This window comes from Goodfellowiella coeruleoviolacea (assembly GCF_024171785.1).
GTDB classification, from domain to species: domain Bacteria; phylum Actinomycetota; class Actinomycetes; order Mycobacteriales; family Pseudonocardiaceae; genus Goodfellowiella; species Goodfellowiella coeruleoviolacea.
Genome location: NZ_JAMTCK010000020.1, coordinates 21,443 through 48,123 on the forward strand (window position 1 = coordinate 21,443; position 26,681 = coordinate 48,123).

Here is a 26,681-nt window from a genome sequence, read left to right on the forward strand (position 1 = left end):
CTTGGCCGCACTGGAAAGATCAGTGTCATGGGCTCTGACTGGTCGTGGTCGCTGGATTTCCCACCAGGCGCGCTGACCCCTGCCCTGATCGACGACATCCTCACCCTGGCCGAGGATGCCGACCTGTCACCGCACCGACCGGACGGCGCGGTCAACGGTTTCAGCAACGACTTCGAGAACGTTGACCACTACCTCGAACGCCTGGACCGCCAGTCGGTCGTCACCGCACTGGCCACCGGAACCCACAGCACCAACCTGTGGACACCGGACGAGGTGGACATCTTCCTGACCACATCCCTTGGCGGCCCAACGGCTCCCCCCAGCCTCTCCTTCTACCTGGACTCGTGTTGGTGCTGGCGGCAGCCCGCCCCGGAAGCGGAGTACTTCCGCCGCCTGCACCGACAACTGACCGAACTCTGGCTGGCCATCGCCGCCCGCACCGAAGCCCCGTTCGGCTACGTCGAGGACGAGTGGACCCTCGAACAGATCTGGCGCACGCTGGCCGACCCGTACGCGGGTCCACAACCCACCCCCGGCCACTGGCCCCGGTGGTTGGGGTGGACGACCTACTTCAGCGCCGACTACTACCAATCACTGCCACCACTACCCGAGGAACCTGGTCTCACGGTCACCCGAACCCCCGACGGTGGCGCGGTACTCGCACTCCTCGACGACCCGGCAGCCGTTGACGTGCTGGAGTTCGAGCGGTTCCACGCCCGCTACCAGCAGTGGATCACGGCGCTCACCGCACCCGCGCCCGAACCCCGCCGCCCATCGTGATCAGGGCGAGTTGGGCGGCCAGGCACCTGCCGCCGGCGGGTCAGGCGTCCGCTGCGGAGGGTTGGCTGGCGGAACCACCGCTCGCCGCCGGGTCCTCCGACTCGCGCCGGGTCAGCACCAGGGCGGCGTCCTCGGTGATGGCGATCGTGTGCTCGGAGTGGGCCGTGCGCGAGCCGTCGGCCGACCGGATGGTCCAGCCGTCGGGGTCGTAGACGATCCGGTCGGTCGTGCGGGCGAGCCAGGGTTCGAGCGCGAGGGTCAGTCCCGGCTGGAGCTTCAGGCCGCGGCCCGCCCGGCCCTTGTTGGAGACGTGGGGCTCCTCGTGCATGGTGCGGCCGATGCCGTGCCCACCGAACTCGGTGTTGACCGGATAGCCGTAGTCGCGGGCCACCGCCCAGATCGCCGCCGAGATGTCACCCAGCCGGTTGCCCGGACGTGCCACCTCGATCCCCGCCGCCAACGCCTCCTCGGTGGCCCGGATGAGCCGGAGGTCCTCCTCGGCAGCGGTGCCGACGATGACCGTGCGCGCCGAGTCGGCCACCCAGCCGTCGACGCTCACCGCGAGGTCCGCGGTGAGCACGTCACCGTCGCGCAGCGTGTAGTCGTGCGGCAGACCGTGCAGGACGGCGTCGTTGACCGACAGGCAGATGACGTTGCGGAACGGGCCCTTGCCGAAGGACGGCGCGTAGTCCCAGTAGCACGACTCCGCCCCGCGCCGTTTGATCATGCCGCGCACGTGGTGCTCCAGGTCCAGGAGGTTGACGCCCACGTCGGCGAGCCGGCCGACCTCGGAGAGCACCTCGGCGACAAAACGCCCGGCCACGTGCATGCGTTCGATCTCAGCAGGCGTCTTCAGTTCAATCACGGCGAATACCTCGCGTCACAGGATGCGGTATAGCTATACCGGAACCCTAACACCTGCCGGTATAGTAATACCAACCATCTGGCGTGAGCGCGATCCGCCCACCATCCTCCACAGTGGACTCTTCGTGGCGCGCGCTCTCCCGCCGGCCCGGCCTCGCTCCCCGCGCGGACCGCCGGCCGCCCGCAGGAGGTCGCCCCCGGGGTGCCTCGCGGACCACCGTCGCCCCTGGTGACCTGCGCGAAGCAGGGCGGCGGCCCGGTTTTGTCGGTGGGGTCGTGCATGCTGTTGGTCAACAGCACGGACCGTGGCAAACAGGCCACGGTCGGTATCGCGAGGGGGCGCCATGCGGAAGATCATCAACTCGACCTACGCCACGCTCGACGGGTTCATCGACAACCCGCACGAGTGGGCGATGCGGTACAACAACGCCGAGCAGGTCATGACCTACGCGTTCGACCTGGCCATGCGGGCGGACGCCCTGCTGCTGGGCCGCGTCACCTACGAGGGCATGGCGCAGGCGTGGCCGAACATGGGCGGCAACCCCTACGCCGACCACCTCAACTCCATCACCAAGTACGTGGTCGCCTCCCAGCCGGTCGACACCTCCGCCTGGAACCCCACCGAGGTCATTCCCGGCGCCGACCTGCTCTCGTCCGTGGCCAAGCTCAAGGAGCAGGACGGCGGCGACATCCTGATCTGGGGCACCGGCCGGCTCACCGACGCACTCGCCGGGGCCGGGCTGCTCGACGAGTACCGGATCTGGATCTACCCGGTGCTCAAGGGTGCGGGCGAGCGCCTGTTCCGCAAGGACAGCGTCACATCCCTGGAGCTGCTCGACACCACCGCGTTCGACGCCGGCCCCACCATCCTCACCTACCGGCCGCTGCCCGCGACCGCCGGCGCGGCCTGATCGCTCCCGGCCAGTCCCCACCCGATGCCCGGGCTGCCCGGCCTTCCCCGCCGGGCAGCCCGACCGGTTCGGCCGCAGCCGCGGCGCGCGCCGCCCCGCCCGCGTGCGGTCGCTTCCGGCCGGCGGCGTCAGGTGTCGAGTTCGGCCGGTTCCGGCGAGGTGGGCGAGTCCGCTGTCCAGGCTCGGAGTTTGTGGGGGTTCAACACCGACCAGATGTGCCTGATCCGGTCGCCCGCGATGTCGAACGCCAACACCGCCGAGGTGACGCCGGCCAACTGCACCACCAGCCCGGGCTGACCGTTGACCGTGCGCTCCAGGATCGCCACGCCGGGCTGGGTGCCGACCCGCTCGACGAGGAAGCGCGCGATCCGCTCGGCACCCCGGACCGGGTGCGGCGCGGCGCCGACCAGACCGCCGCCATCGCCGATCGCGGTGGCGTCCGGGTCGAGCAGGCCGATGAGGGCGTTGATGTCCCCGGCGTGCCACGCCTGCTTGAAGTCCCGGACCACACCGGCGCGCTGGGCCGCCGGCGTCGCCGGAGCCTGCGCGGCGCGGATGCGGCGGCGGGCCGAGGACGCCAGCTGCCGACAGGCCGCCGGCGTGCGGCCGACGATCTCGGCCACCTCGGCGAAGGAGTAGCGGAAGACGTCGTGCAGGACGAACGCGACCCGCTCGGCCGGGGTCATCGAGTCGAGCACGACGAGGAAGGCCATGTTGACCGACTCGTCGAGGGTGATCCGGTCCGCCGGGTCGGCGGTGGCGCCGCCCGAGGACGCGCTGCCCCACTCCGCGCGGTCGGGCAGCGGCTCGGGCACCCACTCGCCCACGTAGCGCTCGCGCCGGGCCCTGGCCGAGCCGAGCAGGTCCAGGCAGATCCGACCGGCGACCGTGGTCAGCCAGGCGGCAGGGGACCTGATGGCCTCCTGCTGCTGCCGGGACAGGGCGTACCAGCGGGCGTAGGTCTCCTGCACGACGTCCTCGGCGTCGGCCAGGGAGCCGAGCAGCCGGTACGCCAGGTTGGTCAACTGGCGCCGCTCGCGCATGATCGCGCTCAGGTCCGGATCGAGCCGGCCGTCTCCGTGTCCGGCGAAGGTGGTCATGCTGCCGCACGCTCCCTTGGTCGCATCTGCCTCAACCACTCCGACGAGACAGCACGCCAAGATGTGAGGTCGGCACGTCACCGCACGGTACAACGGGCGGCACGTCAGTACAGCTCGGCCAGGAGTGCGCGCAGTGCGGCTCGGCAGGCGGCTTCGTCGGCGCGGAACCGGCCGGAGATCAGCAGGTGATCGGGCGCCAGCCGGTGGCAGATCACCCCGGCCACCGGGATCTCGGTGATCACGAGCCGGAACGGCCGCGCCCGGTGGCCGCGTTCGCCCTCCAGTTCGCGCATGATCCCGTTGAGGTCGAGTCGCCGCGTCAGCGGCTGGATGCCGTACCTGGAAACGTGTGGGCTGGCCGTGGGCTCCGGGGATGAGGTGGAGCGCGATCGAGAGCGTCCGGGAGTGGCGGTCGGCCAGCAGTCGATCAGCCAATCGGTTCGGCCGAGCAACCTCGCCGGTGGTCGGTATCGGGTCTCGGGGTGTTACTTCTCGGCCGTGCCGGGTTCCCCGCTGAGGGACTTCTGATAGATGTCCGCGTAGGTGCGCGTGTCCTTGAGCAGGTCGTCGCAGAAGGCAGCGACGTCGTTGCCGAGAAGTTCCAGGACCCCCTTGCCGGACACGACGCCCTCCTCGAAGAAATCGACGATCCCGGTAAGCAGCTGCCCGTCGGACAAGCCGATCGGTCCGACCTTGAAGAGGTACTTCTGCATCTCCTTGTAGACGATCTGGTAGTCGGGCGGGAGCGCCTTGACCCGTGCCATGTGCGCCCGCCACTGCTTCTTGCCCTCGATGATGTCCTGGATGCCCACGTCAGCCTCCCAGTTGGGCCAGTTTCCTTGCGACGTTCCTGTTCAACTGCTCGCGCCACCGGTCGCGGTAGTCCCGACTCCGTTCTCCGCCGGCCAGCGCGGTGCAGAAGCCTTTGATGTCGTCACCCAGCACCTCGTGAACGCTCTGTCCATCGGACGCTGTCTCTTCGAGCAGCCCCAGGGCGGCGTCGAGAATCGGCATCAGGTTGCGGCCGGTGAAGTCCGAGTAGGGAGAAAGATGGTCCTTGATCTCTTCCCACGCCGCCCGGTAGTCGGCCGGCAACACCTCGGCTCGGGCTTCGAACGACTTCCATTCCCTGGTGATATCGCTGCCCGTGACGGTCTCCCAGAAGTTCATCTCCGGTCCTCCCTGAGCTTGTCGATCCGCGATGTGACGTACTCCCATTTCTCCCAGAACTTCGCGAGTTCTTCGCGCCCCGCGCCGTTGAGCGCGTAGAACTTGCGCGGTGGGCCCTGGACGGACGGTCGTTTGGTCACCTGGACGAGCCCGTTCCGCTCCAGTCGCAGCAGGATGGTGTAAACCGTCCCCTCGACGACGTCGGCGAAGCCGAGTTCGTTCAGCCGACGCGTGATGGCGTACCCGTAGGTCTCCTCGCTGCCGATGATCTCTAGCACGCAGCCCTCAAGCGTGCCCTTCAGCATCTCCGTCAGGTCGTCCAACTCTGGTCCTCCCGGCCACGCCGGTACTCAGTAACACTGAGTACCAGTACAAAGTATCACAAGGTAGCGGACAACCAGCATGCGATGAGCGACGACTGGTGCGGCGTGCCGACCCGCCTCGCACGGCGCAGCCGCATCGCCGCGGTCGGCGTGCGTCACGGGAACACCCACCACGGGTGAACGCCGGGACCGCAGGACCCCGGCTGCCTGACGATCACCGGTGCTTCGGGTAACGGCAGACCGGGATCCCGCCCTCACGCACCACTCGAACACGCGGGCGCCGGTGGTGCGGCGAACAGGCGTTCACGGGCGATGTCGCGGTCGGTGCCGGTGTCCTCGTCGATGGCGCGGGCGGCGGCGAACAGGCGGACCAGGTCGTGGAAGCGGTAGGTGTGGGCCGCGTGCTGTTCGAGCAGGTTGGCGGCGGCCAGGGTGCGCAGCCGGCGGTTGGCCTCGGCCACGGTGGTGTTGTCCAGGGCGGCGGCGGTGTGCGCGGTGAACTCGCAGCCGGGGAACAGGCCGAGGCGGCGGAACAGGCGGCGCAGGTCGGTGGGCAGCGACTCGTAGGAGACCATCAGGGCCGCGGCCACCGAGCTGGTGGCGGCGCCGTCCACGGCCAGGCCGGCGAGCAGCCCGTCGGCGACGAGTTCGGCCAGGCCGGCGGCGATGCTGGTGTTCGGGTTGGCGCTGATGTTGGCCGCGGCGATGCGCAACGCCAGGGGCAGTTGGCCGCAGCGGCGGGCCAGTTCCCTGGTGGCCTCGGGTTCGGCCGCGACCCGGTGCGCGCCGAGGACGTCGGCGAGCAGGTCGTGGGCGTCGGCGGCGGGCAGCACGCCCAGGGCGAGGGCGCGCGCGCCGTCCCGGGCCACCAGGTCGCCGAGCCGGTCGCGGCTGGTGACCAGCACGGTGGCCGGTCCACCACCGGGCAGCAGGGGGCGCACCTGGTCGGCGCCGCGCGCGTTGTCCAACACCAGCAGCACCCGCTGGCCGGCCAGCACCGACCGGTAGAGCCGGGCCTGGGCGTCCACCTCGGCGGGGATGCGGCGCGGGTCGGTGCCCAGGGCGCGCAGCAGTTGGCTGAGCGCGGCCGCCGGGGTCAGCGGAGGGTGGTCGGCGTCGAAACCGCGCAGGTCCACGTACAGCTGGGCGTCGGGAAACCGGTCGCGGGCCAGGTGGGCCCAGTGCACGGCGAGCGCGGTCTTGCCGACGCCGGCCATGCCGCTGATCACCCAGATGTCCGGGATGGACTCGTCGCCGGGTTGGGACAGGGTGGCCAGTTCCCGTTCCCGGCCGACGAAGCCGCGCACGTCGTGCGGGAGTTCGGCGGGCCGCACCTCCTCGCCGGGTGCGGTGGTGCTGGTGCTGGTGGCGTCGGGTGCGGTGGTGCCGGAGGCGGTGGCCGGCTCGGGCGCGGCGCCACCGGGGCGGGCCACCAGCTCGGCGCAGTCGTCGCCGCGCAGGATGCGCTGGTGCAGTTCCTGGAGCCGGCTGCCCGGGTCGATGCCCAGTTCGGTGGCCAGCCGCAGCCGGATGTCGGTGTAGGCGGCCAGCGCCTCGGAGGTGCGGCCGGTGCGGTGCAGCGCCAGCATCAGCTGCCAGCACAGCCGCTCCCGGTACGGGTGTTCGCGCACCAGCCGGTGCAGGTCGCCGGCGAGTTGGGCGGCCCGGCCCATGGCCAGTTCGGCGTCGAAGAAGTGCTCGAACGCGGCCAGCCGCTGTTCCTCAAGGGACGGTCCTTCACGCTCCACAATGGACTCGGGTGCGCCGCCGAGCGCCGGCCCGCGCCACAGCGCCAGTGCGGTGCGCAGTCGTTCGGACGCGCGTTCGGTGAGGCCGGCGGCCAGGTCGCCGACGGCCTGGTCCACCGTGGCGGAGAACACCGCCAGGTCCAGTTCGCCGGGCGCCACCTCGATGAGGTAGCCGGGTGGCCGGCGCACGATGGTGGACCGGCCGAGCAGCTTGCGCAGCCCGGACACGTAGATCTGCAGCTGGCCGCGCGCGTTGGCCGGGGTCTGCTTGCCCCAGACCAGCCGCACCAGCTGGTCGTCGGAGACCACCTGGTTGGCCCGCAGCAGCAGGCTGGCCAGCACCGCCCGCTGTTTGGGGCCGCCCAGGCGCACCGGCCCGGTCGGCCCGGTCACCGCGACCGGCCCCAGTAACAGGTAACGCACCTCGTCGCCCCCAGCGCTCATGTGCGAACACGTGGGGCCGGGGTGCGCTCGCCCGCACCCCGGCCCCCCACCTTGCCGATTCGCTGTTCGCCGGCGGCCACCGCGCTGTTAGCGATCACCGCGGTGGCGCACCGAGGTTTCACGCGCCGGACAGCCGCTGTTCAACGGCGCTGGCCGACTCGTCGTGATTGTCCATTTCGGAGTGTGCCGGCCCGGGTCAGCCCTGCTTGAGGTCGTAGATCCGGCTGGCGTCGTTGACGTCGCGGAAGGTGATCAACCACGACGCCCCGTTGGTGCCGGTGTAGGCGAGCGCCGTCGGGTCGGTGGCCGACGGGTCGCTGGCCGCCACCGACTTGGTCCAGTTGCCCCAGGTGTCGCTGCCGGTGCTGGTCTCGGTCACCTGGTACAGCTCGCTGTTGGTGCCGCGCACCACCACCGAGATCCGGCCGGTGGAGGCGTCGGTGACCGCGGTGGGCGAGCCCGCGGCCGGTGGCGGGGTGTCCGCACCCAGGTCCGGGTAGGTGCCCACGGTGCGCCAGTCGGCGGGCCAGGCGCCGGAGACGTCCTGGGTCTTGGTCACGATGGCACCGCTGGCGCCTCGGACGAACACCTGCAGGACGTACCCGGGCCGGGTGATGACCTCGGGGGCGCCGGTCAGGCCGGTGCCGCCCAGGTCGGTCCAGGCGGACACCGAGCCGTCGTTGTAGTACTCGACGGTCTTGACCGCGCCCTGGGCGTTCAGCCCGAACACCCGCACGCCGTCGCGCACCGGCACCACGTCCAGCGCGGTGGTCAGGTCCTGGTCACCGAGGTTGCGCCAGTAGGGCACGGCGCCGGTCTGGGCGTAGGCCCACAGCTTGCCGTCGGCGTCCACGGCGAACTGCACCGCGGTGTTGTCACCCAGCTTGGCCACCACGGGTGGGCCGGCCACGGAGCCGCCGAAGTCGGCCCAGGCGGTCCAGGTGGCCGCGCCGGCCGCGGTCTGGGTGATCGTCCAGATGTCACCGTCCTGGTGCTGCGCGCTGACCTGCACGCGGCCGTCGGCCAGCTGGGTCAGGGCGGGCTGCCCGGTGAACGCCTCGTTGCCGGAGATCGTGGTCCACTGCACCGAGTTGAAGCTGCCCAGGTCGTCCTGGTGGCCGTAGCGCAGCCGACCGGAGTCGTCCACGTAGGCGTATTCCAGGGTGCCGGCGATGGCGCCGGTGGCCGGGGCGGCCTGCATGACGGTGGTGCGGGTGTCCTTGGCCACGGGGATGGCGGGCAGCGGGTCGGCGAACCAGCCCTGCAGGTCCACGATCAGGTGGATGGTGCCGGAGCTGCCGTTGCGGATGCGGATCTTGCCGTCGGTGCCGGGCTTGAGCACCATGGCGTTGTCCCGCCAGCTGTCGGCCTTGAAGTCCATGACGGACACGTCCGGCTCGGCCTCGCCCACCGGCCACGCCTTGAGGTAGCCGGCCTTGTCCGGGGTGACCACCGTGTTCAGCACGGCACCGGCGATGCCCCTGGTCGGCAGGCCGTTGGTGCCGCCGACCTGCACGTCGATGGTGGCGTTGGCGGCCAGTGGCACGCCCGCGCCCACGGTGCGGGTGTTCAGCAGCCGGCTGGTCACGTTGCGCAGGCCGGCGCCCTGGGCCGGGTTGGCCGCGAAGTAGCCCTCCAGCGCCAGCACCACGTTCACCGCGGCGCTGCCCTTGTTGTAGATGGTCACCTTGCCGTCGGCGGGCAGGGTGAGCACCGCGCCCGACTGGGTGGAGCCGGTCTCGTAGTTCATCAGCGGGCGCTGGCTGCCGCCGGACGGGGCCACGGCCAGCCAGCCGGCGGTGGACGCGCCCGGCACGAGCACGTTCACGAACGCGGCCGCCGCTCCGGCCGGCACCTTGCCGCCGGTGAGGGTGAGGGTGCGGCTGCCGCCGGCCGCGATGGTGCCGGTGTTGGTGCCCAGCCCGTTGCGGGTGTCCACCACGCGGGTGTGGGCGATCGGCACGAAGCCGCCGCCGGTGCTGCCCTGCGCGGACTTGAAGTAGCCCTGCACCTCGACCACGAGGTGGGTCTTGCCGGCGGCGTTGTAGATGGCGAGCTTGCCGTTGGCGCCGACGCGCACCACGGCGACGTTGGAGAGGTCCTCACCGGCCGCGGCCGACACCATCGTCTGGTTGGGCCGGGTGGTGCCGTCCGGCCACAGCGCGGTCCACGTCGCCGCGGTCGGTCCGATCAGGGCCACCCGGACGACCACCGCGCCCACGCCCGTGGTGGGCACGCCGCCGACGCCGAGCACGGGGAAGGTGGTGGTGCTGTCGGCGGCCCGGGTGCCGGTGGTGGTGCCGGTGCCGGAGCGGGTGTCCAGCACCACGGCGTTCGTGCTCAGCGGCACGTAGTCGCCACCACCGCCGGCCGCGTCCGCGTGCGCCCGCGGCGCCAGCGGGGTGATCGGCTCGGCCGCCACCGCCGCCCCGGCCAACAGGGTGGCCAGCAGCAACACCGGCAGCCGCAGGCCGCCGCGTCCGCCTCGTCGGCGCGTGCTTCGGCCGCCCGCGCCGGTCGTCGTTGTCGTGGTCAACTCTCTCTCCTTGGGGGTACCGGTCGCTAGCTGGCCTTGCGCCAGTCCAGGTAGCGGAAGCCGAGTTCGACGGCGAACTGCGCGACGGGCAGCAGCAGGGTGACCGGCCGGTCCCGCAGCGGGAACGGCCAGTCGGTGACCACGCCGGCCACCACCACGACCAGCAGGGGCAGCGGCAGGTAGAACACCCGCCGCGCCCACCGGTCGCGCAGCAGCCAGCACAGGAACCCGTCCCGGCCCGCGGTCACGTCGTCGCCCATGTCCGCCGCTACTTCTTGGTCGGCCAGGAGTCGTGCACGAGGTTGCCGACGCAGCTCGCCGTGGACACCGCCGCCGCTCCCCACCCGAACTTCTCGCCGAGGGTGGCCCAGGCCGCCGCGGTGGTCAGCGCCGGCATGCCGATGCAGCGCCACGCGGCCCGCCCCGGGTTGTTGCGGACGTACTTGATCGGGTCGGTGAAGCCGTGCTGCTTGACCTGCCGGCCGACCTTGCTGAGGCCGCCGCCGATGGTGCGGCCGGCGCTGGCCAGGCCGTCGCCCAGCCTGCTGAGGCCGGAACCGATCTTGCTCAGCCCGCCCGCCGCCGCGCCCCTGGCCCTGGCCAGCGCCTTGGTCACGCACCGGCCGTCCACGTTGTGCACGAGCACGTCGGCGTCGCCGGCCACCACGTGGAAGGTGTGCAGGGTGTCGACGGTGAGGTTGTAGACGGTCTGGGTCTGGCTCCACGTCCGGGTGGCCACCACGGTGGCCGGCCGGTTCTCGGCGGTCCGCACCCGCTGGCCGACCCGCAGCTCGCCCGCGCTGACCCAGCGGGACTGGTCGACCGACCAGAACGGGTGCCCGCTGGTGGCGGTGATCGTCGCGGTGTCCGAAGTGGACTGCTCGTCGGTCACCCGCAGGGTGAGTTCGGTGAGGTCCTTGCGGCCCGTGCCGGTGATCACGTCGGTGACCGGTTCCGCCTCGGTGCGGCCGGTGGTCGGGTCGGTGGCCAGCACCTCGTCGCCCACGGCCACCCGCGCGATGGGTGTGCTGCCGCCGTCGGCCAACCGCACCGGGGTGTCGCCGGTGAAGCTGTTGCCGGCGGCGGCGCAGGTCACGTTGGTGATCGCCGCGTCGGCGGCCCGGATGCCGACCCGGGCGGCGTCCACGGCGTCGTCGGCGTGCCTGACCGCCTCCTTGACCCCGCTGCGCACGCCGCGCACCGCGCCGGCGCCCTCGGGGCCGACGAGCAGGCTGAGCGCGGTGACCGCGGCCCAGGCGCAGCCCTCGGCGTCGCCGTCGGTGATGCAGTCCTTGGCGTCGTTGTAGCCGGACAGCTCGGCGAGCGCGTGCACGAACCCCCTGCCGCTGGCCTTCCAGAAGCCGGCGTGGGTGAGGTCGGACAGGTGGAAGTCGCCGAAGCCGCCACCGCCGTCGCCGTCGTAGCCGCGGCCGCCACCGCCGCTGGAGGTGGACTCGCTGGCCGCGCTGGCCGCGTCGGAGACGTTGCTGACCACCGGGCCGACCCTGTCCACGGCCGCCTGGTAGATCTTCTCGGTGCCCTTCCTGGCGTCGGCGACCACGTTCTTGTTGGTGGCCACCGACCGGGCCGGCAGCTTCGGGCTGGACGAGACCGGTGCCGGCATGTTCAGCACCGGCTTGGCCGCGGCCGCGGCCACCTTGCGGGGCACGGTCCTGGCCGCGGTGGCGGCGGCGGACCGGGCCACGTCACTGACCCGCTTGGCCCGCTCGTAGGCGGCGCGCCGGGCGGCGGCTGCCGAGGCGGCGGACTTGCCGCTGCCGTAGCAGGCGCCGCAACTGCGGCCACTGCCGTTGCGGGCGGCCGGACCGGGCGCGTAGGACGGGTAGGTGCCGTTGGCGCCCCGGGCCTTCTTCGGGCACTTCTTCACCTGGCAGGACTGGTAGTAGGCCTGCTGTTCGATGGCGTACGCGAGCGAACTCGGGCTGTTCCACTCCATCTCTTCGATCAGCGAGCAGAACACGTTCATCCAGCACGGCTGCACCGTGGTGCTGTCGCCGCCACCGTGCCTGAACATGCACGCGAGCGCGACGAACCAGATGTTGCACGCGTTCGCCTTGCGCGGCTTGTGGCCGTCCGGGTCCACGTTGTCCAGCGGGTCGGCCGAACCGTAGGTGTAGCGGTTGGCCTCGACCGAGTCGCCGGAGTCGTAGGACAGGGTGTCCCGCGAGGTGAAGGCACCGGTACCCGGGTCGTACCAGCGGGCGCCCATGTCCACCTGCCCGGTGGCGCCGTCGGTCCAGTCGCCCTGGAAGCCCAGCGAGCCGGTGTCACCGGTGCGCGCGGTCACCGTGCCGAACGGGTCGTAGGCGGTGGAACCGGCCAGTGCGGACAGTGTGGTGTCGGCCGGGTCGATGGCGCCGACCACGTCCCCGTGGAAGTCCTGGATGGACAGTCGGGTGCCGCCGTTCTCGCCGACGGCCAGCAGTTCGTTGCCCGGGCCCCTGGCGTAGGTCTCGGTGCCGTCGGCGACCGGCTCGTCGTCCTGGCCGGCGTAGGTGAACGCCACGCCGTTGCGGGCGGCCACCCGGTCCAGGCCGTCGTAGGTGTAGTTCTGCCCGGCCGCGCTGACCATCCGGTCGAACGCGTCCGAGGTGAACTGCTCGGTCAGCCCGGAGGAGGTACGCGTGCGCAGGGTGCCGCGCGCGGTGTGGGTGTAGGTGTAGTCGCCGTCGGCGAGCACCCGGTTGCGCTCGTCGAAGCTGGCGGTCTTGGCGCCGGCCCTGGTGCGGTTGCCGGCGTCGTCCCACTCGTAGGCCGTGGTGGTCCCGCCGGTGGTGAGGCCGGTGAGCCGGCCGGCCTTGTCGTAGGAGTAGGTGAACTCGCCGGCGCCCGCGGTGCCGCTGGTGGTCTTGTGGGTCAGCGTGTCGTTGAGGTCGTAGCCCACGGTGGTGGCGGCCACGGTCTGCTTGGCCGCGTTGGTGAGCGTGTCCGAGGCGAGCCGGCCGAAGTCGTCGTAGCCGAGGGTGCGCAGCCGGCCCGAGCCGTAGTCGATGGTCCTGACCTTGCCGGCCGGGTCGTAGCCGAACTTCTGGGTGGCACCGGTCAGGCCGTCCACCACAGTGGACAGTCGCCCCTTGGTGTAGCCGTAGCTGGCGCTGCCCGCGGCGTCGGTGCGGCTGGTGGGCGCGCCGTCGCCGTCGTAGCCGAACTGGGCGGTGCCGCTCGGGCCGGTGGTGCCGATCAGGTTGCCCCGGTCGTCGTAGCTGTAGGTGTTGGTGTCGGTGGCGCCGTTGGCGGAGGTGAGCTGGCCGACCAGGTCGTAGCCGAGGGTGCGGGTGGCGGTGTCGGCCTCGGCGCCGCTGCCGGTTTCGCTGGTCAGCCGGTTGGCCGCGTCGTAGCTGGCCTTGCGGACCACCCCACCGGGCGCGGTCAGCGCGACCTGGTTGCCGTTCTGGTCGTAGCTGGCCGTCCAGGTGCGGTCGGCCGCGGCCGGGTGCTCGGTGGTGGCCGGCTCGATCACCGACTCGGCCAGGCCGAGCGGGTTGTAGGTGGTGATGGTGGTGTTGCCGCGGCCGTCGGTGTAGCGGGTGCGGTGGCCGGCGGCGTCGTAGCCGAACGTGGTGGTGACGGTCCTGGTGTCGGTCACCGTCTCGACCTGCTTCACCAGCTGGTTGGCCGCGTCGTAGGTGTAGCTGGTGGTGGCCTTGACCGGGTCGGTGACCAGGATCAGGTTGCCGGCCGGGTCGTAGTCGTAGCGGGTGCTGCGCAGGGTGGTGCCGTCCGCCTTGAGGTCGGCCTCGGCCACGGTGTCGCCGAACGGGTTGTAGGCGGTCTGCTCGGTGCGGCCCGCGCCGTCGGTGGCCCGGACCCGCCGGCCGGCGAAGTCGTAGCCGTACTCGGTGGCCACGCCGTTGCCGTCCACGCTCCTGATCAGCTCGCCGAGGGCGTCGTAGGTGTTGCTGACGCTGGCGCCGGCCGGTGAGAGCGAGCTGGTGAGGTTGCCGGCGTCGTCGTAGCCGAGCGTGGTGGTGTAGACCGCGCCCGTGGGCTTGCGCTCGATCTCGGTGCTGGTCACCTGCCGGTCGAGGTCGTCGTAGGTGGCCTCGGTGCGCGCGCCGTTGGCGTCCGTTGTGGACAGTTGCTGGCCGGTGCGGGTGTAGGTGTAGCTGGTGACCGCCCGCTCGGCGTCGGTGCTGGCCGGCTGGTCCACCGCGGTCAGCCGGTTGAGCTGGTCGTAGCTGGAGCGGGTGGTGTTGCCGCGCGCGTCGGTGACCTGGATGACGTTGCCGTTGTCGTCGTAGTCGTAGCGCACGGTCGAGGTGAGCGCCTGCATGCCGGCCGGCGGGGTGTAGCTGGGCGCGGTGCTGCTGACCTGTCGGCCCAGCCGGTCGTAGCTGGCGGTGCTGACGTTGCCGGTCTCGTCGCGCACGTCGGTCTGCTCGCCGAACGCGTTGTAGCCGGTGGTCAGGGTGGGGGTGGTGGTGCTGGCCGCGCCGCCACCGGTCTCCACGGCCACGGGCGCGCCGATCACGCTGGTCCGCCGGCCCAGTTCGTCGCTGACGATCCTGGTGGTGAACGCGGCCCTGTCCGCGCCCGTGTCGTTGCCCCTGGGGTCGGTCACCCAGGTGCGCACCCCGCGCTGGTCGTAGCCGTAGGTGGTGATCCGGGCGGTGCTGCCGTCGGTGACCGTCTCCTTGCTGACGTTGCCGATGTTGTCGTACTCGTAGGTCACCTGCTCCGGCGTGGTGGACACCGCCCACGGCACGTTGGACGCGTTGCCCGAGCGGGACACGCTGAGCACGTTGCCGTTGCCGTCGTAGGTGAAGCTGGTGGTGCGGGCCAACCCGCCCGGGTCGGCCACGGTGGACTGCACCCGGCCGACGCGGTCGATGGTGTTCTCCACCACGGTCCTGCCGTTGTCGGCGACCTGCCGGGTGAGGTTGCCGTCCGCGTCGTAGGTGTCGTCCTCCAACACGAAGTCGCGGGTGCTGCCGTCCGGGTTGTGGAAGTTCTTCAACACCACGCGGTGCACCAGGCCGTCGCCGTAGTACTCGTACTCGACGCGCCGACCCATCGCGTCGGTCTCACTGGCCAGCCGGCCGGCGAAGTCGTAGGAGTAGGCGGCCAGCACCAGGTGGTCGCCGGTGCTGGGCGCGGGCGTGCCGGCCGGGTCGCTGTGCCAGTCGCGCAGCCGCACCTCGGACACGTCGTTGCGGGCGGTGTAGGCGTAGTCGAACCGGTTGCCGTTCGGGTCGGTCTCCGAGGTGACGTTGCCGAACGCGTCGTAGTTGTAGTTGGTCTCGCCGCCCTCCGGGTTGGTGACCCGGATCATCCGGTTGTGCTCGTCGTAGTCGCTGGTGGTCACCCGGGCCGCGGCGTCACCCAGCGCGTCGCTGACCTCCACCCGGGTGGCGTTGCCGTCCACGTCGTAGGTGTTGGTGGTGACCCGCTGGTGCCACTGGCCGGTCACCGCGTTCCTGGTGGCCGGCTCGGTCTGGGTGCGCAGCCGGGACATGGTGTCGTAGGCGTAGGTGGTGACCACGCCGTCCGGGAAGGTGTCCGAGATCTGCTTCTCGCTGATCCTGCGGCCGATCGCGTCGTAGCCGTACTCGGTGATCTGCCCGCTGGGCGAGGTGATCCGGGCCAGGTCGCCGTTGTTGTAGTAGGCGTAGCTGGTCACCTTGCCGCGCGCGTCCCTGGTGCTGGCCAGCAGGCCCGCCGGCGGGTTGCCGCCGTTGACCGCGGCCTCACCGCCGGTGGTGTAGGCGTGCGTGACCGTGCTGCCGTCCGGGTTGGTCTGCGTGGCCAGCTGCCCGGTGGCGTGGTAGCCGTAGCTGGTCCGGTAGGTGTTGTCGGTGGCGCTGGCCGAGCGCGCGTCCCGCGTCTCGGTGGGCAGGTTGTTGCGCGGGTCGTAGGGGTTGGTCACCGTGGCCGGGTAGCTGGTGTAGCTGGTGTGGCACTCGCTGGACGTGCGGCAGGTGCGCTGCGAGGTCACGTTGCCGCGCGCGTCGTAGGTCAGCGTGGTGGTGTCGCCGTTCTCGTCGGTGATCGTGGTCAGGTTGCCGTTGTCGTCGTAGCCGAACGTGCGGATGGCGGTGCCCTCGGCGCCGTAGCGGACGAACACCGGCCCACCCGAGCTGTCCGGGATGGTGGTGCAGAACGCGGGGTCGTTGGGGTCGGGCTGGGTGCAGCTCTGCACCGGTGGTTGTTCCGGCGTGGTCGTGGGCTCGCCCGGCCGGTCCTCGGGGCGGGTCTCGATGCCCAGCGGCCGGCCCTCGCGCAGGAGCCAGCCGCCGATCGCGTCGTACTCGTACAGGCTCGGGCGGTTGGCCGGGTCCAGCACCTCCACGCTGCGCCGCAGGTCGCTGTCACCGCCGTACACGGTGGGCGCGCCGATCTTCCAGGTGCCGCCGTTGTCGTCGGTGTACTCCTTGACCCGGTCGGTGGCCACGTCGTAGGTGGCGGTCACGGCGGTCTTGCCACTGGGCAGGGTCACCTTGCCGAGCTGGTCGGCCTGGCCGGTACCGGCCTGGTAGTGGCTGGCCACCGAGGCCGCGCCCAGCGGGTGGGCGTAGACGGCGACCTCGTCGATGGCGCCGGCGAACGAGCGCTGCGCGGTACTGCCCCACGCCGGCCAGGACGCCGGGCTGCTGGCGTAGGCCGCGCCGATCTGGTTGAACGTCAACAGGGTCTGGTCGACGGTCTTGCCGGTCAGCTCACCGGTCTTGACGCCGTCCAGGTACAGGGTCTGGGTGGTGCCCACGGCGGACAGCACCGCGTGGTGCCACTTGCCGTCGTTGACGGTCCTGGTGGAGGTGATCGGGTTGACGCCGCCGGTGGCGAACTGGCCGCGCAGCTTGCCGTCGGTGCCCACGTACAGCACGGGCACGCCGGTGGTGGACGCCGAGCCCAGCGCCTTGTCCTGGTAGCCGAGCAGCGGGCCGCCGGTGCCGGTGATCGAGGAGCGGAACCACAGCTCGACCGCGGCGTCGGTGCTCTTCTTCACCGTCCCCTTGGGAATGTCCACCTTGGACGTTTTGCCGTCGAAGGTGGCGGCGGTGTTGGTGGTGCCGGCCAGCGGACCGGCCGTGCCCAGGCTGACCCCGGAGTAGCTGCCGGCGTCCTTGCCCAGGTTGACCGCGACCTCGCTGGCCGCGGCCGTGCCGTCGGGCTCACCCAGCCGCCAGTAGGACTCCGGCCGGGAGTCCAGCACGGCGCTGCGGTAGTGCGAGCCCGCGCTGTAGTCGTAGCTGGTGCACGCGGTGGCGCCCGGCCCGCACACCTTGGTGAGCAGGTCACCGGTGTAGCTGTAGGTCCAGGTCAGCGCGACACCCTCGACCTTGTCCGTGCTCACGCTGCTGACGTGGTTGCCGGACCAGGTGAAGGTCAGCGACCGGCCGGCGGTGTTGGTCTGGCTGTTGGACACCTGCGCCTTGGCCAGCCGGCCGTCCGCGCTGCCGTAGCTGAGCACCACCGACCGGGACGCGCTGTCGGTGATCCTGGTGAGCCGGCCGTTGAGGGAGAACTGGAACGTGGTGCCGGAGGCGTCCAGCAGCTTCCACGAGCTGGCGTCCGCGGTCAGCGACGCGGTGCGGCCCCGCGGCGCGGCGTAGCCGCCGTCCGGGTTGCGGCCGAACCGCACGGCCTGACCGTCCGGATAGGTCACCACCACGTTGCCGGAGCCGTCGTTGTCCGGCACCAGCTTCATGTCGTAGCGGCTGGTCCAGCCGGCGCCGAACAGCCCGTCGCGCCTCGGGTCCAGGCTGTTGTAGGTGCGCACCAGGTTGAGTTCCGGGCCGACCGTGGTCACCGACGCGTCCAGCGCCGACGTGGTGACGTTGCCGACCTGCGGGTCGAACTCCTGGTCCTGGGCGGCGTACGGGGAGCCGGCCAGGTGCGCGGTGATCTCCGGCTGCGGCACGCTGGTCAGCACCGTGGAGTACGGCGAGATCACCTCGTTGGTGGCGTCCTTGACGTAGGCACGCCACTGGTAGGTCTTGCTCCACACCAGGGTGCCGGCCGGCACCGTCCACGCGGGCTTGGCCTGGTAGCCGGAGTTGACGCAGTTCACCGGCTTGTTCGCGGCGTCGGTCTGGCAGACCTCGAACTTGAACTGCATGCTGACGCTGGGCGGCGCGTCGATGTCCAGCGCCCGCGCCCACAGCTGCGGCGTCAGCGTCGGCGCCTGGTACCCGTTGGGCGGGAACAGTTCCTGCACCACCGGCGGGATGTCGAAGACCTGCAACACGATCCGGCCGGGCGGCACCTGGTGGTCGGTGAACACCGGTCCGCCGGTCTTGACCATGGTGAAGTCGAGGAAGTACTTGCCCGGCGGCATGGCCTTGATGGTGGCGTCCAGCGTCACCCGGCCGCCGCGCGCGACCGTGCTGGTGAGGTTGGCGGCGCGCTGCTGCGACACGGACGCGCCCGTGTCCGCCTTGTAGACCCGGTAGGCCAGGTAGTAGTCGCCCGGCTGCCACTCGGCGGCGCTCTTGTTGGTGACGGTGACCTTGACCTTGCCGTCCTGGTTCTGCAACACCACCGGGTTGGGCACCGGGTTGGGGATGGAGTAGCTGGCGTTGTACGGGCTGTGCGTGACGTACAGGCGCGGCGGGTTGGCGGTTTCCGTGCCGGTGAACCACTTCCCGGCCGAGGCGTCGGTGGACGCGCGCAGCGAGATGCCGTTGTTGGCCTGCTCGCCGTTGACCCACCGCTGCACCAGGTCCCGGCCGCCGCCGCCCAGGTCGATCAGCTCGCCCGCGGTCGGGCAGGCCGAGGACGGTTTGCCGAACGCGATGTAGCCGTGGTTGAACGACTTGCTGCCCAGCTCACCGCCCACCGACGGGCCCGGGTAGGAGTAGCCGGTGCCGGCCGACCACGACTCGGTCACCGGGTGCACGGTGACCTGGCGCGGCGTGCACGAGTTGGAGTTGTAGTTCACCGCCCACAACTGCGCGCCGAAGATGGTGTGGTACTTGAGCTTGTTCACCAGGCCGGTGAACTTGACGTAGGCGGCGTGGCCGGCGCCCACCCGCAGGGTCTGCCGGCCCACCACCGAGGAGCCGCCCTGCACCGTGTACATGCTGGAGTCGGCCGCCTCGCCCGCCACCGGCACCCGCACGGTCGGGTCCACCAGCACCGGGTAGACCCGGGCCGGGTCGCGCAGCCACGCCGCGTCCACGTCCACCCGCAGCGCCTGCTGCCCACCGGAGGTCACCAGCTGGTAGCTGACGCCGGTGGAGGCGGCCGGGCCGGCGTCGCCGGTGCGCGAGTCCACCATCTCGCCCGGCGGGAGCACCGCGCGCGGTGTGCCGGCCGCGTCGGTCAGCACCACCTGGCCGTCCACCAGGCTGGCGGTGAGTCCGGTGAGCCGCAACGGGAACACGAACGAGGTGGGCGCGTCCGGCGCGGTCAGCACCAGGGTTTCCTTGACCCCGCCCGGCTGTGCCTCCAGCTTGAGGTCCACATGCGACAGCACGCCCGGGTAGGTGATGGCACTGCCCTCGGTGGTGGCGGTGGTGGCGGCCGTCTCGGCCAGCCCGAAGGACAGCGCGTGCGCATCGTCCACGCGCACCGTGGCCAGGCTGTCGGTGGTGGCCGTCGGTGCGAAGTGCAGGCCGACCGCGTCGGCGGTGTTGCGCCAGCCGCCGCCCTGTTCGGCCGGCCGCAGCGTGGTGTCGATCGGCTGCCAGGCGCCGTTGGCGTCCTGGTAGTTCACCGGCGTGGTGGAGAACACCGTGGTCTGCGTGCCGTCGGTGTTGTCGTAGACGCGCTCGAACGCGCCGCGCTGGGCCGCCACCTCGGTGCTGGTGGCCTCGTCGAAGCCGCGCACCTCACTGGCCGGCGGGTCCACAACGGACGCGGCGTTGTCCGCGTTCTGCTCCCACCTGATCGCGGGGTAGCGGCTGCGCACGCTGGCCGGCAGCGTGCGGTTGCCGGGTTTGCCCTGCGTGGCCTGGTCGCCGCCGCCGCTGGCCGCGCCCCACTGCTGCTGCGGGGTGGCGCCGAGCACGGTCTGCCGCTGGGCCTGGGCGGCGCGCTCGCGGGCGTACTCGTCGGCCAGCCCACCGGTTCCGTCACCGCCGCTGGTCACCAGCATGGTGATGGCGGTGCCGACCGCGACCACCTTGACGGCACCTGAGGTCCACAGCAGACCCAGCAGGCCCGCGGCGCGTCGTTTCCCCCGGCCGGCCCGAGGGCGTCGATCAAAGCCAGCGCGTGACATACCCGTCGGCACCCCTTGCCGTAGCGCACCTAGTTGAGCGCGCAAGAAGCTACGTCGGCGATCTTGCAGCCGACTTCCAGCCGTCTTCACAACCGCTTCACACCACCGGCCCGGCAGCCGCGCCGGACGCGTCAGCGCAGGTCAACGCGTTACCGAGGAGTGGAGTTATGAGCTACCCCACAGCGGCACCAGGTCAGCAGGGGCGTAGGTACCTTGTACATCTGTACTGGTACACGCGTACATGAAGGGGGAGCGCGGGCCGCATGGCGTACCTGTTCCTGCTGGGTGCCATCGTGTTCGAGGTGGCGGGCACCACGCTGCTCAAGTCCACCGAGGGCTTCACCAGGCTGTGGCCGACACTGGCGTGCCTGTTCTCCTACGCCGTGGCGTTCCTCACCCTGGCCCTGGCGATCCAGCGCGGCCTGCAGATCGGCGTGGCCTACGCCGTCTGGTCCGCCCTGGGCACCACGCTCATCGTGGCGATCGGCGCGCTGTTCCTGCACGAGCCGATCACCCTCGCCAAGATCATCGGCGTGGTCCTGGTGGTCGCGGGCGTGGTCGTGCTCAACCTCTCCGGCGCGCACTGACGCCGACACATCCCCCGCCACGGAGCCGGGATTGACACGCCCACCAAACTGTAACTAGCCTCGTTTCAGTTCAACCGGAACGGGTTCGGCCAGGCGACTCCAGCGGGGAAGGGGACAGCGGTGGGCGTCAGCAGCAGGAGCGCGGTCGCGATCCACGCGCTCACCATGCTGGCGCGCTGGGACGACAAGTCGTTGACCTCGGCGGAGATCGCGGACAGCCTGGCGAGCAACCCGGTCCTGGTGCGGCGGATCCTCGGCAGCCTGCGCGACGCCGGCCTGGTCTGGGCCACCGAGGGGCGCAACGGTGGCTGGTCACTGGCCCGCCCCGCCACCCAGATCACGCTCCGCGACGCCTACACCGCCGTCGAAGCGGGACCGGTCCTGTCCCGGCACCCGCACCCGCCGAGCGACGCGTGCGAGGTGGGCCGGAACATGCAGGACCTGCTCGACGCGGAGTTCCGGGACGCGGAGCGGGCCCTGGAGGAACGGCTCAGCCGGACGACCATCGCCCACCTGGTCCGCCAGGTGCTGGCCAACGAGCGCGCGGCCGCGCGGCGAAACCACTAGCCGACCGCTGGCGGAGGCTCAGCCCTCCGCCTTCTCTTTTACCCAAACTGTAAGCGCCACGGTTGCAGTATCTTGAGCTGAAGGACGCCCGCATGACCTCACCATCGACAACGCCCGAGCGGACCGGACCGGGGCTGGCACTGCTGGCACTGCTGCTGCCCGCCATCCTGATCACGGTCACCGCCAGCGACATGGTCAACCTGATGCTGCCGACCATCGGAACCGAGTTCGGCGCCACCGAGGCCGAACTCGCCTGGGTGGTCACCGGCTTCCTGCTGATGTTCTCGGTCGGCGTCCCGCTCTACGGGCGCGTCTCCGACCGGGTGAGCCTGCGGCGCCTCTTCGTCCTCGCGCTGCTGACCTACGCCGCCGGCAGCCTGGTCTGTGCCCTCGCCCCCAGCCTGTTCGTGCTGGTGGCGGGCAGGATCGTCACCGGGATCGGCGCGGCCGCGATCCCGGTCCTCGGCATCATCGCGGTCACCCGGCTGCTGCCCGCGGCCAAGCGCGGCGTCGGCATCGGCGTGGTCTCGGCGGGCGCGGGCATCGGCACCGCGGCCGGCCCGGCGGTGGGCGGCGGTGTGGGCCAGGCGCTCGGCTGGCCCGCGCTGTTCTGGATCACGCTGGTGGTCTCCCTGGTGCTGGTCCCCGCGGCGCTGCGGGTGCTGCCCGACGACGCCCCGGCAGGGCGCGGCCGGCTCGACGTCCCCGGCGGCGTCCTGCTCGGCCTCGGCGCGGGCCTGGTCCTGTTCGGCATGACCCAGGCACAGGTCGCCGGTTTCGCCGCCCCGCTGGCGTGGGGCAGTCTCGCGGTCGCGGTCGCGGCGCTGGTCCTGTTCGGCTGGCGCACCGCCCGGGTCGACCAGCCGTTCGTCCCGCCCGCGTTGTTCACCAACCGCGGCTACCGCACCGGCGTCCTGGTCGCGTTCCTGGCCATGACCGTCAACCTCGGCGGCCTGGTGTTCGTCCCACTGCTGGTGGTCGAGGTCAACGGCCTCACCCCGGGGCAAGGCGCGCTGGTCATGATCCCGGCCGGCGCCGCGGTCGCCGCGCTCTCGCCGGTGATCGGCCGGCTCGCCGAGCGCGTCGGCACCCGCCCCCTGGTGCTCACCGGGCTGGCCCTGATCGGGTTGTCCGCGCTGTTCCTGTCCACGTTCACCGACGGCGCCTCGCCGGTTCCCGCGGCCGTCGGGGTTCTCGCGCTCAGCATCGGCTTCAGCTTCGTGATGACCACCCTCATCGGCGCGGCAGCGGGCGAACTGCCCGGCGAGCAGGTCGGCGTCGGCCTCGGGGTCCTCCAGGGCGTCCAGTTCCTCGGCGCGGGCACCGGCCCGGCCGTGTTCGGCGTGCTGGTCTCCGCCCGGCAGCAGAGCGGCGCCAGCGCCATCAACCCCTACTACGCCGGCCACGAGGGCGCCGCCTACTCCGACGTCTTCCTGGCGATGGCCGTGGTCACCGTTCTCACGCTGATCGTCGCGTCACGGATGCGCCCAGCTCGCCCGGCGGCCCAGCCCCAGCAGCCCAACCTCGGCCAGTGACCAGCAGCGGGTGACGGGTCAGTGCTCGTAGCAGAAGACCAGCCACAGCGCGGCCCCCACGCCACCAGCACGGTGAGCGTGGGGGCCGTTCGGTGTTGTCAGGGCTCAAACATCCTGACCCAACCGCCAAGCGGCATACCTGCGAGCACAAGACGCCCGCCAGCCCAATCCCTCTTTCGTGAGAGCCCACGTGCTCCACAGGCCGGAGACGTAGCAGGCGAACGCGGTCACCGCGTCACCGTCAGCCGTTGACCACGCTGGAACCCCCGCCGCCCACCGCTCCGCCTCAGCCGGCGTGTGCCCCGCCGCGATCAATCGGATGACGAGAAACGCGACATCGACCCAGGGAGCGCCCGATGCTGGCCAACCCCAGTCGATCACCCGAACGCTCCCGTCCGCGCCGATGATGAACTGGTCCTGGTGCAGGTCCGTGTGCAACAGGGCATCCCCGACGAGCAACTCGGGCGCCACCGCTTCCCACTTGGTCAGCTCGCTCAGGCATTTCTCGGCCCAGCCGCCCACCTGGTTGTCCTCCACCAGCGCGCGCCACTTCTGCCCACCAGACCAGCGCTCGCGCAGCGAGCGCACCCCGGGGGCAGTCGTGCCGCTGAGCTGGTCCAGCGTCCCGGCAATCCGGGGCAGGTCACCTGATCCCGGCGTGAAGTCCGCCGCGCGCCCCTCCACGTGTTCGAACACCACGACGAGCCAGTCGTCCTGGTCGAAGTCGGCGTGGAACAGGACGCGTGGTGCGAGGTCACCGGCCAACCGCGGTGCGGTGCTCTCGTTGCGCAGGAACCACATCCGCCGCGAGACCCCGGACACGCCCTTGACGAACACGCGTTGCTGATCGGCGAGCACCAAGGTGGCCGCGAGGTCGCAACTCCGGCCTCGTCGATTGGGGATGACGTGCGTGACCATGCCGATGTTTTCCTGAACGCCTGCCCGAACTTCAGCCGGCAGCTCCGCCCATTCAGTTGACACGTCCACGACTCCCTTTGTCCGACGAGGCCAGAGATGCACTACTTCTTACTGGGGCCGGGTTTCTTGCTCTCCTGGTTTTCGTTTCCATCCGGTCCGGTGCTGGTGCATTGCCCCGGACCGCCGCCGTCTCCGGTGTTGCAATTGGCACCCCCAGCAGCCAACCACACAGTGGTGTCGACCTCGAAGCCGCTGTGCTCCAGTACGTCGATCGTGTGATCGTGGCGGCGAATTCCGCGGTGTTGTTGCACGCCTTGGCCGTCGACGGTGAGCGTGGGGGCCGTTCTGTGTTGTCAGGAGCGCGCCCGGACCAGCATGGTGCCAGGACCCGCAACTGGCGCAGGAATGACGTCAGCTTCCGCCTGGAACCCGTGGCGAACCAGCAACTCCACCCACCTCGTCGGTGAGTAGTGCCACTTGGTCACCGCCTTCCCTGCGGTCGGCCCCTCCAGGCCGTTCGGTGGCAGGTGGGAGAACGCGAAGACGCCGCCACGGAGAAGACTGGAGCGAACCAGCGGGAGAAGCTTGGCCGGCTCTACGAACCACACTGCCCCGAAGACCGAGTAGATGACGTCGAAACCCTCGGCCTGCGGAAGGAAGTCGAGGACATCACCCACGACGAACTCCAGGTTCCGCAGATGTCCCCACCGCTCACGGCCAGCGTCTCTGCGGCTGGGCGCGAGGTCGACACCGACGCAGTGAGCGCCGAGAGTGGCAAGGTGGGCGAGATTCGCACCGCTGCCCGAACCCAATTCCAACACCCGCTTGCCCCGAATGTCACCCAATAGTGACTCATTCGGCCCGTGGTCAGGATATTGAGTCCAGTTGAACCATGTTGTCGCGCCAGCCGAATTGGTCACCCGTCGGGGTTTCACCTTTGCGCCGTAGCGTTCCCAGGCTTCAACAGCGGTGGCCACCTGATGCCTTCCTCGCGTTCCTGTCTCACGCCCTTCAACGTGAGACAGGAACCATAGCGAGCGCCGCTACTTGCCGCCGCCTCCACCATTCGGGGAGTCATCGCACCCTGCGTGACACTGGTGAACGGGCCCATTCGAGTGATGTGATTGTTTGTAATATGCGGCTCAGAAATCGCGTTCTCATGGCATGCGTTTGAGGAGATTGGGAACTCCCAACCTCCTCAGCGCACTATCGGGACAGTTGGTCACCGTGACAGCGGGCCGACCAGCGGAACCGGTGTCGGCGTGGGGATGGACGTGGTCGTGCTGGCCGGCGTGACCGACTCGTGGTCGCCCGCTCCCACGACGATGCCGGCGAGGAACGCCCCCAGCGCGAGCAGCAGCGCGGCCCGAATGCCCACTGTGGACTTCACGTTGCCCGCTGAACCTGGGGAGCCTGGCGCCGAGTCAACGGCCCGCGAAGCAGCAACAGATCCCCCCACGCCAGCGCCTTCTCCATCCACCACTCGGGGTGCTGGGCGAGTCGAGTTCGATCGTCCAGGCTCAGTCGAAGCAGGCCGTCAGCTCGTCCGTGCCAGACCAGGCCACCGACGTCGTAGAGGCCCCACGTCGGCCAGGACTCGGGCGCGGGATCTCCTGGCGCCCATGTGGTCAACAGCGGCCACGCCTCGCGGCGCAACTTGGCGAGCTTGATCCTGGCGGCGCGGATCGCGATGTCCGGCGGGAAGTCGCCGGGCACGCACCGCGCGACCACGTCGGCGAACCTGGCGGTGTCGTTGAACACCGCGGCCATCGGCTCTTTCATCCCGGCGTCCCCCGGTCCCGCTTCTGGGCCGCCAGCACGCCCTCGTCCTCGGCCGACTTCACCCCGTCGGAGCACGCGAGGCAGAACCGCCCCACCGGCATCCGGATCAGGTCGGCGGCCGACCCGCTGTAGCAGCAGTCACCCAAGGCCCGCACGATGCCCTCGGTCTTGCTGGCTTCGGCAGCGGAGAAGGCGTGCACGAAGCCGTCCCCTCCCCGCATCCACATGTGGCCGCTCACGGCCGCACCTCGCTTCCTGTCCTGAGTGGACTGTCGTCTGGGGTCGGCTCGCCGGCCCGCTGCCACGGCACTCCGAAACGAGAGGCGCGGGACACGTGGGTGCAGCTCCTGGCCGCCTCGTAGCAGATCGAGCACGTGGGCCACAGCCACTCCCGCTTGCACGGTTCGCCGCCGGAGTAGGTGACCGGGTGCCGGCAGAGGGTTTCGCCGGTCTGTCCGGGTTGGAGTTCACCGGGGATGGCGTGCCGACCGCCGTCCACCGGCCACCAGCGGAACGTTCCCCGCGCTGCTGCGGTCATCGCGCCACCTCGACGATGTGGAACCCGCCATCCGGGCAGCTCCGGGATTCGCGGGTGCGGCCCATCTCGCGGGCGTGCTGCCCCTCGCTCGTGGTTCGCCACCGGTCGAGCGCGGCTTCGACGTCCGCAACGGTCGCGTAGCGGCGGCCCTTACCCCGGCAGAGCTTGCTGCGGCACATCACGACACCCGCTGAAGTTCGCGTGCGTGCCGCACGGTGTAGGCGGAGGTGGCGGAGCTGGAGCCCCAGGGGGATGAGAACTCCGGCTCCGCCGGCTGCACGCGGGTGAACAGCGGGATGCGTGCAGCCACCGCGCCCGGAGCGTCGGGGATTTCCGGGCACGGCCGCTCAGGGGTGATGCGGGTGGCCCACCTGTGGTCGGCCCAGTCCATGACGGCCAGCAGGCCGCGGTAGAGGGCGACGGCGAGCAGGCCGTGGAACAGGACGTAGCTGAGGACGAACCGTGTCTCCACGCCACACCTCCATGTGTGAGATGGGCCGGCAGGACGGGAGCGCGCCCATGACGTCAAACGCGCTCTGACCGTCCTGCCGGTCCGTTTGGGTGGCGGTCTGGCGGCCGTCACCCGGCGCCCCGTGCGGAGGGGGCGAGTACGGGGCGGGGAGCGGGCGCCCGGGCAGGGATCCCAACCCGCTCCCCATGCCGGAGAGGGAACAGCGAGGAACTCTCACCTA

Annotated in this window: 22 protein-coding genes; 5 read left to right on the plus strand and 17 right to left on the minus strand. The window is 70.9% G+C overall.

The features are described from left to right. The first annotated feature begins 27 nt into the window (after nucleotides 1-27). The gene (locus LX83_RS33305) at nucleotides 28-780 is read left to right on the plus strand and encodes a hypothetical protein (RefSeq protein ID WP_253778851.1); all 753 of its coding nucleotides are present in this window, start codon (nucleotides 28-30) and stop codon (nucleotides 778-780) included. A gap of 40 nt (nucleotides 781-820) precedes the next feature. On the opposite strand, the gene map is transcribed toward LX83_RS33305, so the two are convergent. Beyond that, a complete protein-coding gene (gene map / locus LX83_RS33310; protein WP_253778853.1) occupies nucleotides 821-1,645 on the minus strand; it encodes a type I methionyl aminopeptidase in 825 nt (274 codons plus the stop codon). 343 nt (nucleotides 1,646-1,988) lie between these two features. On the opposite strand from map, the gene LX83_RS33315 reads away from it, so the two are divergent. After that, nucleotides 1,989-2,555: a dihydrofolate reductase family protein gene (locus LX83_RS33315; protein WP_253778855.1), complete on the plus strand. Its 567-nt coding sequence runs from the start codon at nucleotides 1,989-1,991 to the stop codon at nucleotides 2,553-2,555. 128 nt (nucleotides 2,556-2,683) lie between these two features. On the opposite strand, the gene sigJ is transcribed toward LX83_RS33315, so the two are convergent. From sigJ to LX83_RS33360, 9 genes are all read right to left on the minus strand, one after another. Beyond that, on the minus strand, nucleotides 2,684-3,655 hold the full coding sequence (gene sigJ, locus LX83_RS33320; RefSeq protein WP_253778857.1) for an RNA polymerase sigma factor SigJ: 972 nt from the start codon (nucleotides 3,653-3,655) through the stop codon (nucleotides 2,684-2,686). Nucleotides 3,656-3,759: 104 nt separating this feature from the next. Continuing rightward, on the minus strand, nucleotides 3,760-3,948 hold the full coding sequence (locus LX83_RS33325; RefSeq protein ID WP_253778859.1) for a hypothetical protein: 189 nt from the start codon (nucleotides 3,946-3,948) through the stop codon (nucleotides 3,760-3,762). Between the two features lie 192 nt (nucleotides 3,949-4,140). After that, nucleotides 4,141-4,467: a DUF1048 domain-containing protein gene (locus tag LX83_RS33330; RefSeq protein ID WP_253778861.1), complete on the minus strand. Its 327-nt coding sequence runs from the start codon at nucleotides 4,465-4,467 to the stop codon at nucleotides 4,141-4,143. 1 nt (nucleotide 4,468) lies between these two features. Beyond that, entirely contained in the window at nucleotides 4,469-4,825 is a 357-nt protein-coding gene (locus LX83_RS33335; protein WP_253778863.1) for a DUF1048 domain-containing protein, read from the minus strand. Next, entirely contained in the window at nucleotides 4,822-5,148 is a 327-nt protein-coding gene (locus LX83_RS33340) for a PadR family transcriptional regulator (protein WP_253778865.1), read from the minus strand. Before LX83_RS33340 ends, LX83_RS33335 begins: the two co-directional genes overlap by 4 nt. 254 nt (nucleotides 5,149-5,402) lie before the next feature. Next, nucleotides 5,403-7,340: an AfsR/SARP family transcriptional regulator gene (locus tag LX83_RS33345; protein WP_253778867.1), complete on the minus strand. Its 1,938-nt coding sequence runs from the start codon at nucleotides 7,338-7,340 to the stop codon at nucleotides 5,403-5,405. Between the two features lie 196 nt (nucleotides 7,341-7,536). Beyond that, nucleotides 7,537-9,876, minus strand: coding sequence for a hypothetical protein (locus LX83_RS38180; protein WP_301329339.1), 2,340 nt, complete (start codon nucleotides 9,874-9,876; stop codon nucleotides 7,537-7,539). Between the two features lie 26 nt (nucleotides 9,877-9,902). After that, the gene (locus tag LX83_RS33355; RefSeq protein WP_253778868.1) at nucleotides 9,903-10,136 is read right to left on the minus strand and encodes a hypothetical protein; all 234 of its coding nucleotides are present in this window, start codon (nucleotides 10,134-10,136) and stop codon (nucleotides 9,903-9,905) included. An 8-nt stretch (nucleotides 10,137-10,144) separates the two neighbouring features. After that, nucleotides 10,145-19,963: an RHS repeat-associated core domain-containing protein gene (locus tag LX83_RS33360; protein ID WP_253778870.1), complete on the minus strand. Its 9,819-nt coding sequence runs from the start codon at nucleotides 19,961-19,963 to the stop codon at nucleotides 10,145-10,147. Between the two features lie 362 nt (nucleotides 19,964-20,325). Here LX83_RS33360 and LX83_RS33365 point away from each other — a divergent pair, with 362 nt between their 5' ends. The 3 genes from LX83_RS33365 (at nucleotide 20,326) to LX83_RS33375 (ending at nucleotide 22,751) form a co-directional block, all read left to right on the plus strand. Next, nucleotides 20,326-20,649 carry a DMT family transporter gene (locus tag LX83_RS33365; protein ID WP_253778872.1) on the plus strand — a complete coding sequence of 108 codons (324 nt, stop codon included), beginning with the start codon at nucleotides 20,326-20,328 and terminating at the stop codon, nucleotides 20,647-20,649. A gap of 120 nt (nucleotides 20,650-20,769) precedes the next feature. After that, nucleotides 20,770-21,216, plus strand: a complete 447-nt coding sequence (locus tag LX83_RS33370) for an RrF2 family transcriptional regulator (protein WP_253778874.1) — start codon at nucleotides 20,770-20,772, stop codon at nucleotides 21,214-21,216. Between the two features lie 92 nt (nucleotides 21,217-21,308). After that, nucleotides 21,309-22,751: an MFS transporter gene (locus LX83_RS33375; protein WP_253778875.1), complete on the plus strand. Its 1,443-nt coding sequence runs from the start codon at nucleotides 21,309-21,311 to the stop codon at nucleotides 22,749-22,751. Between the two features lie 105 nt (nucleotides 22,752-22,856). On the opposite strand, the gene LX83_RS33380 is transcribed toward LX83_RS33375, so the two are convergent. The 7 genes from LX83_RS33380 to LX83_RS33410 form a co-directional block, all read right to left on the minus strand. Beyond that, the gene (locus LX83_RS33380; protein ID WP_253778877.1) at nucleotides 22,857-23,738 is read right to left on the minus strand and encodes a phosphotransferase; all 882 of its coding nucleotides are present in this window, start codon (nucleotides 23,736-23,738) and stop codon (nucleotides 22,857-22,859) included. A 284-nt stretch (nucleotides 23,739-24,022) separates the two neighbouring features. Next, nucleotides 24,023-24,646 (minus strand): class I SAM-dependent methyltransferase, encoded by a 624-nt coding sequence (locus LX83_RS33385; RefSeq protein WP_253778879.1) that lies wholly within the window; start codon nucleotides 24,644-24,646, stop codon nucleotides 24,023-24,025. 245 nt (nucleotides 24,647-24,891) lie between these two features. Continuing rightward, nucleotides 24,892-25,059 (minus strand): hypothetical protein, encoded by a 168-nt coding sequence (locus LX83_RS33390; RefSeq protein WP_253778881.1) that lies wholly within the window; start codon nucleotides 25,057-25,059, stop codon nucleotides 24,892-24,894. Beyond that, nucleotides 25,056-25,451, minus strand: a complete 396-nt coding sequence (locus tag LX83_RS33395; protein ID WP_253778882.1) for a hypothetical protein — start codon at nucleotides 25,449-25,451, stop codon at nucleotides 25,056-25,058. Before LX83_RS33395 ends, LX83_RS33390 begins: the two co-directional genes overlap by 4 nt. Beyond that, nucleotides 25,448-25,690, minus strand: coding sequence for a hypothetical protein (locus LX83_RS33400; protein ID WP_253778885.1), 243 nt, complete (start codon nucleotides 25,688-25,690; stop codon nucleotides 25,448-25,450). Before LX83_RS33400 ends, LX83_RS33395 begins: the two co-directional genes overlap by 4 nt. Then, entirely contained in the window at nucleotides 25,687-25,989 is a 303-nt protein-coding gene (locus LX83_RS33405; protein ID WP_253778887.1) for a zinc finger protein, read from the minus strand. The genes LX83_RS33400 and LX83_RS33405 overlap by 4 nt, the downstream gene beginning before the upstream one ends. 178 nt (nucleotides 25,990-26,167) lie before the next feature. Further along, complete coding sequence (locus LX83_RS33410; protein WP_253778889.1) at nucleotides 26,168-26,461, minus strand: hypothetical protein; 294 nt, start codon at nucleotides 26,459-26,461, stop codon at nucleotides 26,168-26,170. Nucleotides 26,462-26,681: the final 220 nt, after the last annotated feature.